The organism is Halotolerantifilum yawarlongkerapense, assembly GCF_054506745.1.
In genome coordinates this window covers 642,012-655,543 of the sequence record NZ_CP199719.1, presented here as the reverse complement: position 1 = coordinate 655,543, position 13,532 = coordinate 642,012, and the positions used below count along the sequence as shown (strand labels likewise).

The 13,532-nt window shown below is 49.4% G+C and carries 13 protein-coding genes; 11 read left to right on the top strand and 2 right to left on the bottom strand.

Annotation, left to right across the window (positions count from 1 at the left end):
• Nucleotides 1-94 precede the first annotated feature (94 nt).
• Both chrA and speB read left to right on the top strand, forming a co-directional pair.
• Nucleotides 95-1,294: a chromate efflux transporter gene (gene chrA, locus ACULM0_RS03175; RefSeq protein ID WP_463679019.1), complete on the top strand. Its 1,200-nt coding sequence runs from the start codon at nt 95-97 to the stop codon at nt 1,292-1,294.
• A gap of 189 nt (nt 1,295-1,483) precedes the next feature.
• Entirely contained in the window at nt 1,484-2,422 is a 939-nt protein-coding gene (gene speB / locus ACULM0_RS03170) for an agmatinase (protein ID WP_463679018.1), read from the top strand.
• Between the two features lie 87 nt (nt 2,423-2,509).
• Here speB and ACULM0_RS03165 read toward each other — a convergent pair whose 3' ends face one another.
• Nucleotides 2,510-3,826: a pyridoxal phosphate-dependent aminotransferase gene (locus ACULM0_RS03165; RefSeq protein WP_463679017.1), complete on the bottom strand. Its 1,317-nt coding sequence runs from the start codon at nt 3,824-3,826 to the stop codon at nt 2,510-2,512.
• Nucleotides 3,827-4,114: 288 nt separating this feature from the next.
• Between ACULM0_RS03165 and ACULM0_RS03160 the strand changes: the two genes are divergently transcribed.
• The 8 genes from ACULM0_RS03160 (at nt 4,115) to ACULM0_RS03125 (ending at nt 11,427) form a co-directional block, all read left to right on the top strand.
• Complete coding sequence (locus ACULM0_RS03160; protein WP_463679016.1) at nt 4,115-5,092, top strand: DapH/DapD/GlmU-related protein; 978 nt, start codon at nt 4,115-4,117, stop codon at nt 5,090-5,092.
• A gap of 293 nt (nt 5,093-5,385) precedes the next feature.
• Nucleotides 5,386-6,555 (top strand): flagellin lysine-N-methylase, encoded by a 1,170-nt coding sequence (gene fliB / locus ACULM0_RS03155; protein WP_463679015.1) that lies wholly within the window; start codon nt 5,386-5,388, stop codon nt 6,553-6,555.
• 48 nt (nt 6,556-6,603) lie between these two features.
• The gene (locus tag ACULM0_RS03150; RefSeq protein ID WP_463679014.1) at nt 6,604-7,329 is read left to right on the top strand and encodes a DUF3784 domain-containing protein; all 726 of its coding nucleotides are present in this window, start codon (nt 6,604-6,606) and stop codon (nt 7,327-7,329) included.
• Between the two features lie 112 nt (nt 7,330-7,441).
• Entirely contained in the window at nt 7,442-8,503 is a 1,062-nt protein-coding gene (locus ACULM0_RS03145; protein ID WP_463679013.1) for an AbrB family transcriptional regulator, read from the top strand.
• Nucleotides 8,504-8,610: 107 nt separating this feature from the next.
• A complete protein-coding gene (locus tag ACULM0_RS03140; protein WP_463679012.1) occupies nt 8,611-9,084 on the top strand; it encodes a glutathione peroxidase in 474 nt (157 codons plus the stop codon).
• A 398-nt stretch (nt 9,085-9,482) separates the two neighbouring features.
• Nucleotides 9,483-9,845 carry a hypothetical protein gene (locus ACULM0_RS03135; protein ID WP_463679011.1) on the top strand — a complete coding sequence of 121 codons (363 nt, stop codon included), beginning with the start codon at nt 9,483-9,485 and terminating at the stop codon, nt 9,843-9,845.
• Nucleotides 9,846-9,961: 116 nt separating this feature from the next.
• Nucleotides 9,962-10,690, top strand: coding sequence for a hypothetical protein (locus ACULM0_RS03130; RefSeq protein ID WP_463679010.1), 729 nt, complete (start codon nt 9,962-9,964; stop codon nt 10,688-10,690).
• A gap of 47 nt (nt 10,691-10,737) precedes the next feature.
• Nucleotides 10,738-11,427 carry an alpha/beta fold hydrolase gene (locus tag ACULM0_RS03125; RefSeq protein ID WP_463679009.1) on the top strand — a complete coding sequence of 230 codons (690 nt, stop codon included), beginning with the start codon at nt 10,738-10,740 and terminating at the stop codon, nt 11,425-11,427.
• Nucleotides 11,428-11,492: 65 nt separating this feature from the next.
• On the opposite strand, the gene ACULM0_RS03120 is transcribed toward ACULM0_RS03125, so the two are convergent.
• Entirely contained in the window at nt 11,493-11,741 is a 249-nt protein-coding gene (locus ACULM0_RS03120; protein ID WP_463679008.1) for a GlsB/YeaQ/YmgE family stress response membrane protein, read from the bottom strand.
• Between the two features lie 263 nt (nt 11,742-12,004).
• Here ACULM0_RS03120 and ACULM0_RS03115 point away from each other — a divergent pair, with 263 nt between their 5' ends.
• A complete protein-coding gene (locus tag ACULM0_RS03115) occupies nt 12,005-13,264 on the top strand; it encodes a M15 family metallopeptidase (RefSeq protein WP_463679007.1) in 1,260 nt (419 codons plus the stop codon).
• Nucleotides 13,265-13,532: the final 268 nt, after the last annotated feature.

Below are 13,532 nucleotides of genomic sequence, written 5' to 3'. Positions count from 1 at the left end.
GGGTACGTGGGTACTCATTGAATACGAAAATCGATATCGAAAAACGATATTATGAATAGCAGACCTCATCAGTGGCCTTTGAAAGGAGTTACCCATGAAGAAAAATGAGAAAATGCGATCGATTACACGCGAGCGATGGCCGTCCTTTTTAAAGGATGTCTTGATCTGTTCCCTCGGCGCCTATGGCGGGCCGGAGGCCCACTATGGTGTGTTCACCGACCAGTTGGTTATGAAAAAAAACTATCTTACAGAGGAGGAGTTCGTTGAGCTGATTGCTCTCTGTAGCATCTTACCCGGTCCTACGAGCTCACAGACCATTGTGTCCATCGGCTATAAAACAGGGGGACCTCTATTGGCTCTTTTCACCATGCTCGTGTGGGCTGTACCCGTGATCACGGCCATGACGGTGTTGTCTTTTCTCTATCAGATACTGGCCAGCGCAAATATCTCTCAGGATGGGCTCAGGTACATCGGGCCCATGGCCGTGGGATTCATTGTTCTGGCGGCTTACAGAATCGGCAAGAAGGTGCTCTCGGGTGGAATGACCCTGGTGCTCTTTCTCTTGGCGGCATTGATCACTTTTTTCATCCGCTCACCCTGGATTTTTCCTGCGGTCCTCGTGGCCGGTGGGATCACCAGTATTCTCATGAGCGGAGAGACAAATCTATGGAATCGGGTGAAGTTGTCCCCTCCGTGGCCCTATTTCATAGCCTTTGTGGTGATCGCCTTGACCGCTTTGGTATTGACTTTAACCTGGGACACGCGCTTAATCCACCTCTTCGAGAGCTTCTACAGATACGGCTACCTTGTCTTCGGTGGGGGGCAGGTCGTTGTTCCGGTGATGTACAGCGAGCTAGTGGAGGTCAACGCTTATATGACGAGTCCGGAGTTTCTCACGGGCTATGGGCTCGTACAGGGACTCCCGGGCCCCATGTTCAGCTTTAGCGCCTACGCAGGCGGGATGGCCGCCCGGGGACAGAGTGTATTTTACCAGGCGATGGGGTCCCTGATCGGTGCCATCGGCATCTTCTTACCCGGGTTGCTCTTAATCTATTTCATCTATCCCGTGTGGGAAAACCTGAAGAAAATCAAAGGAATCAAAATCTCCCTGAAGGGAATCAACGCCGTGGCCGGTGGTTTGATTGCGGTTTCAGCGATCATCTTGATGCAAAAGAGCGGATTTGCCCTGGACAATCTACTGGTGACACTAGTGACGCTGATTCTCCTCGCCACGCGAAAGGTCCCCGCACCTCTGATCGTTATCCTGGCCTTGATAGCGGGATTTGCTCTCTAGGCGAATGCACCTCCTTGAAGGGGGCACTCTATTTTTCGTGGGCGTATACCTGATCTCATGGCCATGACATTATGAAGTGGACGGTCAGTGTTTGCCCATCGGGACAATCGAAGGGCGTCTGATGGAAAGCGTAATTGTATGCTTCAACGGGTATAGAGAACATGAGGATAACAATAAAAGGAGGAGACTATGCAATTAACAGATGAAATGATAAGAGCTGAGAAGATTTGGGGTGGATTATGTAGTGGGAGCGATACCGATGCGATCACTGGAAAAACCGATGTAGTGGTTTTCGGTATCGCCCACGATGCAAACGTGAGCTACCGTGAGGGGGCAGCCGATGGGCCGCGGGCGATCCGGGAGAGCAGCCTGCCCATTCCACCTACGACGGAGCACTTTGAGGATATGCGCGGTTGGCAGGTCGTGGATCTGGGAGATTTCGCAGGTGAAGATACAGAGGAAGTTTTCGCCCGGGTGGAGGACCAAGTGGCAGAGCTCGTCGCGAGCAAAACCTTTTTCACCATGATCGGAGGTGATCACTCCGTGACCATTCCCGTTCTGAAGGGCATCGACCGTACGATCGATCATCCCTTTGGCATCATCCATATCGATGCCCATTTCGATCTATGCGATCAGATCGACGGTAACCATCTCTCCCACGGCTCTACGGAGCGGCGGGCACTGGAGCTCGATCACATCGAAGGAGGGGAGAGCCTCTTTTTCATCGGGATCCGTTCGGCGGAGCTGGAAGAGATTGAAGTGATTAAGCAGAACCCTGTACACGTGGTCAGTGCAGCGACTTTTGAACAGATGGGCACGGACGGCGTGATCGAAAAGGTCAAGCGCAAGATGGGACATTTCGAGAGCCTCTACTTGACCGTGGATATTGATGCCTTGGATCCCGGGTATGCCGCGGGGACGGGCACACCAAAATTCGGGGGTCTGACTTCGAGACAGCTCTTGGACTTATTGCGTGGACTTTTCGAGCTTCCGATCATCGGTTTTGATCTTGTGGAAGTAGCCCCGGCTCTCGACCCTGCCCTGACGTCAGTCTATGCCGGTCAGCGTATCATCACGGAGTGCTGGGGCCATCGGATGCGGAAAATGGGGAGATTTGAAGAAGTGTAACGGCCACGCAGAGCATAAAGAAGAACCGAAGTGCATGCATGCACTCCGGTTCTTCTTTATGTTTTCTAGTGATTTTTTATTGTGGGTCTATCTCTGCGCTTCGAACTGTCGGAGCAATGCAACGAAGAGCTTGGGAATCTTGGCCATGCTCTCAGGGGATTCGACGAAGGAAATCCTGAACTGTGTGCTTCCTGGATTCGCTTCGTCACCTTTTACATCATAGAAGCCCTTCATTGGGGCCACGAGCAAGGTTGTCTCCACACCGTCAATCTCCACAGCACCTTCTCCAGCACAGTAGAGAACGAAATCGATGGCATCGAAGCCGGGTTTCACGACATTTCTAACGTCGACAACCGTGTAGATGGATGCATCCGGGCTTGAAACGATCAAACCGGGCTCTTCGACCTTAAGACCATTGTAAACCTTAAGGATTTGCTCTCCGTAGTAGGAGCGCATTTCCTGTGCCCATCCCAAAATATCTTCTTTGGATTCATGAGCGAGCGCACCGAAAATGTACTGGCCGATGACGTTTGCACAGAGGTTGGCGGTATATTCGGCCACGGATTTCGTGTGAAACGCTAGGCTGTCGGTGATCAAAGCACCGATCCGCAGACCGCAGGCGTTCCATACTTTAGAAGCCGTCTCGATGCTGATGCGTCTTCCCTCGATACCGGGGACTTCCTCATCGGTTACGCCCCAGATACTCACGAGTTCCTTATCGTCCTCATAGTAGAGCTCACGGTAGGCTTCGTCGCTGATCATCCACATGTTGTATTTTACACAGAGCTTCGCGAGGTCGACCATCGTGTGATGTTCGTACAGCTGACCCGTCGGATTGTCATAAGGAATGACCAGGAGAGCACCTGGATCGTTTTCCTTGATGGTCTCTTCGATCTTGTCGAGCTCCGGCAGGGTGAACTTCCCATCTTCGTTCAGATGACGCTTAACCGTGACGGTTTTTCGTCCCACGCGTTGTGCAAAGGAGATGTAGTTGGTGTATGCCGGATCGATCATCATGAGCGGCTTCTCATCGGCACCAGCGGGTCCGCAGACACCGATCAGGGCCAGCTCCATGCTGGCAGATCCACCGTCTGTTACCTGTACATGTAGGTTGCTCGTATCAAATCCTTCGCAGTGGAGGATATTCTTAAATGCTTCACGTGTTTCGGGTAGTCCTGCGGTACCGGAGTATCGGATGACACCTTCATTGAAAGGACTCTCCGGTGCATCGAGAGCAAACAATCGCTTTTTCATAGCAGGATTCGTAGGGAGCGATACATTACCGATACCCACGTTGATCACTGCTTCGGGCTTGACCTCCCGCTCGTCGTACTTCATCTGTGCCAAGCGCACGTCCGATGGTTTCCTGGACTGAAAGTGTGCAGAAATAACAGGTTTACTCATAACACATCTCCTTTGCTAATATACTCATGTGTCCCCACATCACAACTAATTCGAACATTGTACGGTTGTATACACTACTCATTTTAACATCCAAAGGGGCCATCTGCCACGGATTTTCAGTGAAATTTTAAGAAATGTTCATGTTTTCGGTTGAAAAGCGAAAACGTTTGCCGAATTGTAGGTGACCACGTGAACCCTCTTGCTAAAAATAAACCGAATCCAATAATCGCCTGCGGATGACCTCTTGGTTTTCGGGTAGAAGAAGTAACAGAAGGAGGGAAAACACCTATGCATTTGAACAAAGCGCAATCAAGCAGGATTTATGGTGTGCTCATCCACGGAGAGGGTGTTCGCATTGCCCAGGGAACGGTGCTCCGATCGGAAGGGATGCAAATGACCATTGGAGCACATTCTATGGTACTGGAGAATTCCGTGCTGATCAGTACCCACGACCATCCCTTGTCCGTTGGTGCTAAAACAGTTTTCGGTCACAAGTGTATCGTGATCGGCGCGACCATCGGCAACCTGTGTGAGATCGGAAACGGAACGATTTTTCTACCCGGCGCCAAGGTCGGGGACCGGTGCATTTTCGGCGAAGGAACGATTATCCCGCAGGGCACAGAGATCCCCAGCGATTCGGTTGTCGTGGGAAGACCAGGTCGAGTGATCCGAAAACTGACACAGGATGACCGAGAGATGTTGGCAAGGATGCGGGGAAACGATCTGACGTATGATGAAAAAACAGAGTACCGTTGGGAAGGGGCGATGGAAGAGATGGGGAAGACGTACACATTACGGGGTATGCATCCGGAGATCGGTGAGGGAACCGTGCTCATGGAAACGGCTGAGATTAACGGGGATGTACATATCGGAGAAAATTCCTTTATAGGAGCGGGCGTTAAGATTATAGGGGACTCTCACGGTCCCGTGAAGATCGGGAGCAACGTGCAGATCCTCGAGAACACGGTCCTTCATCTTTTGCCGGACAACGAGTTGATCATAAACGATCACGTGACCATTGGACCCGGCTGTATCATCCACGGGACGACCGTCGGTGCACATAGCGTAATCGAATCGGGCGCGATCGTCTGCGATTACAGTCGTCTCGGGGAGAATACACTGGTGACCTCGGGGACACTCGTCAAACAGAGGAGTACCTTTGAGGATCACCAGGTACTAGAGGGGTTTCCGGCTAAAGCAATCGGAAAAAATGAGGCACTACTGGAGAGACCCTCTTGGGCCTATGACACCCAGACGGTAGAATAGTTTCAGAGTAACGCGTACATCGACGGTCTCTATATGAGGGAGCTTAATGGGAATGACCAAGATTTTTGCTAGTGTTGGACCAAGACCTTGGCCATATGGAAGCCGAGGTCTTTTTTATATCTTCTGAAGACAACTTTAAGGTTTCATCAATTGTCAAACACACCCCCGGTATGAGAAACTGTGGTTGCGAGAGGGGTGGTGCCACCTTTCGAAGAAAAGAGGGGTTAGCAAGTGGTCAGCCCGCAGAAGCAGAGCCCTATAGAGCGACACAACCAATAGAAAAGGTGATTGCAATGAATCTCAATGCAGCCAAGATCATTAGACCCCGATACTACCGTGACTTCCGATGCTCACCTGAAGAATGCTTAGAAACATGCTGTGGACGCTGGCAGATTCAGATCGATCGTGCAACCTATGAGCGTTACCACAACAGTAAGGATGAAACCATTCGACGTATTGCCAAGCGATATATAAAGGAGAATGACGATTCGATCTCAAAACATGATCATGCTTTCATCCAGCTCGATCCTATGGGGCGTTGTCCCTTCTTGAACGAAGAGTCGTACTGCAACGTGCAACTGACGTTAGGAGAAGAGGCGCTGTCAGAAACCTGCAAAACATACCCCCGCGTGATCTACAGGACGGGTGAGAAAATCATGGTTGGCCTAGAAACCACTTGCTCTGTGGCCGCAAAGAGCCTGCTATTTGAATCAGCGAGCATGGAGGTAGATCTTGAGTCCCCCGGAGAACCCATGCAAGGGATGTTGTCCGATACACACCATGCAAATGAGACTTCGCCCGAAACGATCTGGATACAGCAACAGGTTCTTCATCTGTTGAGAGATCGGCGCTTTTCCATCGATGAGCGGTTACATCATACAGGTGCTTATCTGATCCGGGTACTAGCGGGTCATCATCCAGATGATCTTATCGAGGAGCAAGGGTACCATATGATCAACCCGCGGACCTTTACACATTTGAATCACTTATTGTCGCTGAAGTTCCCCGCGGGAGATCGCGTGGGCTTCTTCTCGAAGCGTTACCCAGGACTGCTCAACGAAATGCTCGACGGTTTTGAACGGATGAAGAGCGGACAAGAAGAGGAAATCTATCGTTCTGTTTTTGATCATCAGGTGCTAGAGTACTTTAAAAAACGCCCGTGTCTGATTGAGAACTTCATCGTGAACCATGTTTATCTATATGGGGCGATGCTTTTTCGAGAGGACCAAATCTGGCGCTCCTACCTAGAGATCTGTTTGCTCGTGGCTCTCCTGCAGTTTCATCTAGTGGGTCTGGCTATGAAAAAGAAAGGGCTGAGCGATGAACAGGTACTATCGCTGGTCCAATCCTTTTCACGGACATTTATGCAAGATCGTGCGTATTTCAATGAGGCCATCTTGTACCTGATCGGCCAGCGACTGGACACGCCGGAAACCGTTGTGGGCCTAGTGCTACCGTCTTAAGATGCGAACATAGCAGTCAAAAGACCTAACCAGGGGAGGTATCGCACCATGTGTATGTATTTTGTATTGGGCATTACCTTTTTTCTCATCGGACTCCTTGTCCATCACTACAAGATGTACTTTCTGATCGCCGGGTATAACACCATGACACGAGAACAGAAGGAAGGGGTCGACATAGAAAGATTGGCCCGTCTCATGGGTTACTACGGTTACGCCAACGCCGTGGTGTTTTTCGTGGCCGGGGGTTTTCTTATCGAGGAAACGTCCTGGGGTTCGGTTTTTCCTTTCTTGTTTCTGATGGTATCCACACTCTGGTTGGTCGTGAGAGCACAGCGTTTCGACCCGTCAGCAGGACCGGGCGCAGAAGGGAAGAAGCGCTGGGCCTTGAAGTTGATCCCTATCGTCCTGGTGCTAGTCGGTGTCGGTGGTCTTATGATCTACTCCACTCGTCCGATAGAAGTGACTCTGGATGAGACGGGAATAGAAATTGAAGGCATGTATGGGGAGATGTTCAGATGGGAGGAACTAGAATCAGTGACCCTCCTGACCGATCTTCCCAAAGTGATTCTCAAGACAAATGGGTCGGCGCTAGGGCCTCATCACAAGGGTTTTTTTCGAGTCGATGGCTTTGGTTCTGTGAACCTTCTCGTGGACGAGCGAGTAACTCCTTTCATCTATATGAAGACGGACACGCAACAGGTGATCTTCAATTTGAACTCCAATTTGGAAACAGTCGATCTTTTTCAAGTGCTCAGCGACCGTGTACAGCCTTAAGAGCAAGGACGGGTCTTGTTTCCTCATCCGTCATCAGGTAGGATGGAAAAGACGTTGGCTCGTTCCTTACTTGCGGGTTAAGAAGTGGACAGAAAAGAAGGTGGCATAGTTTATGGCTCATATCCTGATATCACTTTCTCTATTCGTGATCACCAGTTTTCTCGGGTACAAGCTCTTTGCACTCTTGGGATTTCCCGCGAGCAGAATCATAGGCCCGATTGTAGCTGTAGCAACGCTTCAGTACATCGGTTTTCAGGTGACAGCTCCCCAGTTTTTTCAGAGCATTTTCTCAGTTGTCTTCGGGGTATACCTGGGTCTTCGGTTCGATCGACAAGCGACCATGCGGTTGACAAGGCTCAAGACACCCGTGGTGGCGCTTGCACTGGCCTATGTGTTGATCACCATGCTTTACGGGAGCCTCCTCATGAAGGTTAGCACCTTAGACCAGAGTACATCTTTTTTGGCTGTGATTCCGGGTGGTGTGGCGGAGGCCGGTGCTCTGGCACTGAGTTTCGGTGCGGATCTCGCCCAGGTTTCTGCTTTCCAGCTGCTTCGTTACTTTTCAATCGTGATGATCATACCGCTCCTTGCCAAGCACGTCATCGCTCGTCTCGTGGAGATTCCGGAGGAACCACCGGAGCGGAGCAACCTAAAGGGTAAGGACTATTCTGATCTGAACGCCTCCTATTATTCAGCCACTTGGATCTTTGCCGTTGGCTCAGTCGGAGCCCTCATCTTTCAGCTCATAGGATTTCCGGCGGCCTTATTGCTCGGAGCCACTTTTGGTGTCGCTCTCTTGCAGCGGTTTTCAAAAAAAGAGTTCAAAACACCTCATATCAAGATCTACGAGTATGCACAGATCGGTATGGGTGCGATGATCGGCGTCAGTTTCACACCCGAGAGCATAAAGACAATCCTGGCAGATTGGCGGCCGATGCTGATGATGACCGTGCTGATCATTACGACGAGCGTCTTACTCGCTTACGTTTTTTCAAGAGTTTTCAAAATTAGTTACATGACAGGTTTCATGAGTGTATTACCCGGAGGACTCTCGACGATGATTGTACTGGCCGAGGATTTCAATACCGATATCGTGGTGATCGGTACGCTTCAGTTGGCGAGGTTGGTGACGGCAGTGGCTGTCATTCCTCTGATCTACCAATGGGTACTGTAATGCGGCGACAAGCCCATTTTTTCTTTGCGAACTATATGATGGTACATTGACAGAGACATTTAAGTTTTGTACAATTAAATTGTTAGCAATTAAAAAGGAGGTTCCGAATGTCAATTTATGATTTTGAAGTTACAAATGCATCGGGTGATCGGGTTAGCTTATCCAAATATGAAGGAAAAGTACTGTTGATTGTCAACACCGCCACGGGGTGTGGACTAACCCCTCAATACGAGGGACTTCAAAAAATCTATGATACTTACCGCGACAAGGGTTTTGAGATTTTGGATTTTCCGTGCAACCAGTTTGGCGAGCAAGCACCTGGGACCACGGCTGAGATCGGGCAGTTCTGTGCGATTAACTTTGGAACGACTTTTGATCAGTTTGAAAAGATCGATGTGAACGGTCCAAATGAGTCGCCACTTTTCAAGTATTTGAAGAGCCAAAAAGGAGGACTACTCTCGTCAAAGATCAAGTGGAACTTCACAAAATTCCTCGTCAATCAGAAGGGTAACGTCGTACGCCGTTTCGCACCGACCGATAGACCGGAAAAGCTTGAAAAGCACCTCATCGAACTGTTATAGACGGAAGCACAGAGGACGGATCACCCTCTGTGCTTTTTTCATGCCATGGGGAGCATACTGCTCGCCAGCTCTAGCATACTCGTTCCCTCCACGGGGCTTGTGAGAGCTTGCAGCTTACTAGGAAGACCCCACTGTTTTTTTAGAAACGGTGGGGTCCAGTAGGTGAATCTGAACAAGTACAGGATGTTTTTTAATGATCCGGGTATATAGTAAAGGATCGGCAAATTAATGAAATCACCTTTCAATTATTGTAACATATGTTCTGTTTTCTCGACAAGGAATATTGAGCATACTGCGCGAAAAAACGCCCTAATTCACGACTGAAGTCACGAGTGTGCGGGCGTTAAATCATCAAAGTAATGTGAGAAGGATAAGAAATCCATAGAAAGGAGCAGCACATGACACCTCGACGTGCGATTGAACTGGCTGAAGACATATATACCCTCTACGGCCCAGCGGTGGTCATTCCCAGCGAACTATTCCACATCTACGATACCCGTGAGTATATCGTGAATTTGCTCGGTGGTGACCGGGAGCAGGTGGTAGAAGACCTCAAATGGAAACAGGTGATGAATCAATTTCTACACAATCTTCAGAGTGATCAGATTATCGTGGCCGAATGGGTGGATTCAGAAGGACTACCAGAAAAGGCCGAAATCATGGCGCGTACAAAAGATGGTTCGGTCGAGATTTTTTTCGTACCCTCTGAGGATGACAAGGTGACGCTCCTTGCCCATAAGGTAAATAAGTACAGATGCTAATCTTTCTCGAGAAAAGAAGATCATTTCACTAATGCTGAAACTTTGTGCATGTGATAACCGTCTTAATCATGAGGAACCAGTGAGCAGTAAGGCTTACTAGTAGGGAGAGCGATACAATGATCCAGAAATGCAAAAGGCGGTTAGGCAAAGGAATAGTAGGGGTACTCTGTCTGGTGATGCTCGGAGGCACCCTAGTGGCTTGTGATGAGAGGGAGAGCATCGAGGTTTCTCCCAATGAGCAGGTCGAGAATGAGGTAGAAGGTCCAGTAGAAGATTCAATACCTGTTGCAGAAGAAACTGACGTAATGTATCGTGTGGAGCGAAGAATCTATGAAGATCCGATGGACCGGCATGACATCGAATATCCGCAGATCTCCGGTTTTCGAGGAGAGCTTCTACAAGACTACATGAACCAGAGTCTACGGTCAGTTGCTGAAACCTATGCAGACGGAGATAGAATTTCAGCTATGCAGATGAACTACGCATTGAAGTTGAAGAACAATGATCGCCTGAGCGTTCTTTTTTCTGCGCAAGGTACTGATCGCGACGGTCGTGACATTGTGATCAGAGAAAGCGTCAATCTAGATATCAGAAGCTCGAACGAGATTCTCTTCGAGAACCTGATTAAGAAGGATGCCGCTAGTCAGGAGATTTTTTCAAAGCTCATTGAAACGTGGAGTGATTATCAGGCTGAGCAGGTGGGTTTATACTTCGAAGAAGATCATGTAGTTTTCTTTAAAGATGGAGTCCTGTCAGCAGATCAACTGACGGAAGAGTTCAGGATACCCAATGAAGAGATCATGCCGATCATCCGTCAAGATTTCGGGCCTAAACCGGCGAGTTAAGCGTAGATGGGGATAGGAGGATCTGGGGATCCTCTGGAGGTGAGGTTGTGGAAATTCATGTGAACGAAACGCAATTATGGTACGAAAGAGTTGGCGAGGGTCCACCGGTCATCTTGCTTCATGGTAATGGAGAGTCTCATGAGATTTTTCATGTATTGATGGAACAACTTGCCGGGAGTCATACGGTCTATGCAATCGATAGCCGGGGACATGGGAAAAGTGAACCGGTCGATCACATCAGCTATGAGCTGATGACAGAAGATGTGGTGGCCTTCATCAAAACGCTGGATCTCAAACAACCCATGCTCTACGGATTCAGTGATGGTGGGATCATCGGGCTACTCTTGGCGATCAATCACCCTGATTTGCTCTCTCGTCTGGCGATTAGCGGTGCGAACACAAAGCCCGAAGGTCTCAAGCGAAGATGGCAATGGATGATCAGGGTAATGTACCGGTTCAACAAAGACGATAAGTTCAGGATGATGCTGGAGGAACCAGATATAAAAATCTCTGAACTCGAGCATATCCAGATTCCTGTTCTCGTGCTAGCGGGTAAGCATGACATGGTTCTTGAATCCAACACCCGCTTGATCTCGAACCACATCCCAGATTCAGAACTACAGATTCTTTCCGGGGAAACCCACCGGAGCTATGTGGTGAACAGCCCAAAACTCTATCCCCTTCTCGAACCTTTTTTCATGGCGAAGACGGAGAAAGAACAGGTCAACGATGCCTGAAGACTAAGAAGCAGCCCGATGAATCGTCGGGCTGCTTCTTAGTCTTCATACCTATTGTGCGGGTACTATCCTTTGATTTTTTTTACGATGAAAAGCAGAATCACGGCTCCCAAAGTGGCAACACCAAAACTATAGAGATTAAAACCCGTGACACCTTGGCCACCGAGAATTGACATGACAAAACCACCGATGAAAGCGCCGACGATACCCGTCAAAATATTAGCGATTAAACCCATGCTTGCGTTACTTCCCATGATCATGCTGGCGACCCATCCGGCGAGTCCACCGATGATGATCCAACTAAGAATGCCCATAAGACCTCCTTGTACAATCCGTTATTTGTGAAGGACCGAAACCTCCACAGCTGCTATTACATATTTGCCCATTTCTCCACATTCTAATCATTCACACTAAGTAAGCCCTTGTGTCGTTTTTTTGCCATGTAATCGAAACAACATATGAATCTATTTCATCTTATGTTAAGATAGACATAATACTGACCATTCAAACACACATACGCTTATTCGTAGCCGAGAGTCTTCGCCTCTGTTTACCACTCGACCGATAAGGAGAAAATATGAAAAATTTCGTCTCGCGCAGCCTGTCCCTTGGTCTGCTCCTCTTGGTGTTGACCTTAGGGATGGGCGTTCAAAGTTTTGCCTACGAAGGGGTGCCGAATTGGTTCCGATTGGGACTGGCCCAGGCTGATGCCCTGAGCATTGTTCCTGAAAGTTTCAACGACTTAGCCCTCGACCAGACGATCACAAGAGATGAATTTGCTGAGATCATTGTGAGAGCCTATTTTGAAGCAGACGGTGTACTACCGAAATACGATGGGTCCAAGACCTTTAGCGATGGACCCGGCCCTTATGCCGATACGGCCTACGCACTGGGTTTTGTATCGGGATATCCCGATGGAACCTTTCGCCCGGAGGAACAGATCAAGCGAGAAGAACTCTTTGTCATGATACATAAGTTCTTGTCAGCTCTAGAGAATCAAGAAGAAAACACAGGTAATACACAACAATTGAAGGAAGCATTCCAAGATGCAGACGCGCTGAGTCCCTGGGCTGTTGAATCAGCACTCGTAGTGTACACTAGACAGGTCGTCTCGGGAACTGGGGCGGGTAAGCTGGCGCCGAAGGCCTCAACATCACGTGCAGAGGCCCTTCAGCTGGTGATCAATGGCCTGGACAGTCTATCGGACTTTTCTATTGAAGGATTGGTCGATGAAAAGGCGCTGGCTTTGGAAACTACTTCTCTGCCTGTGACGAGCCGTGGAGCCTTCAGCCGCGACTCGAGGATCAACTTGAATGATCCCGTGCACCAACTCGGCACGAATGCCGCGAAGTACGCCCTGATTTTCGGTGACACGGATACAGCGCGCTATCAAACGGCAGCCGAAGCCCAGCGCCATATGGTGTCGGTGTCTGTCGATGTATGGCAGCTCAACGGTGCCGGTGAAAAGGTTGCGGCTAAGCGATCGGTGACCATAAACAGAGCGATAGCCCCTTTTGTCGCAGCCATCTTCAAAGAGATCTTCGAAGGGCCTGAAAAGTTCCCGATCAAGAGCATGGGTGGATACGCTTGGCGTTCAAATACGCGCTCCGAACACCGGTGGGGCCTTGCCATCGATATCAACCCCGTGGAGAACTACATGATCCGCTCGGATGGAACCGTGGTTTCTGGTTCCTTTTGGAAACCCGGTACGAACCCCTACTCGATTCGCCCAGATGGTGATGTGGTGAGGGCTTTCAAGAAATATGGTTTCGCTTGGGGTGGCGATGCCTGGCCCTCGAGCAAAGACTACATGCATTTTTCTTACCTGGGTAAATAGCATCTTCCCTATACAAACGAACCGTGGACATCTTACGATGCCACGGTTTTTGTGCGCGTGGCAGCGCAATATACTAAAGGGTGAAAGTCCCGAATGCACCGATATGGCGGAAGCAGATAGCTGAGCGATAGTGCGTCTTTGCGAAAAGGGGTGCGGAGGATCGTAAGGCAAACCACTGCACAGAGCTGCAATTAAAACCCATGGTAGCATGATGCTGGAGGAGAACCTTGTAAAGTGTGGGAGACTCCAATACCATAAGCAGATCCAC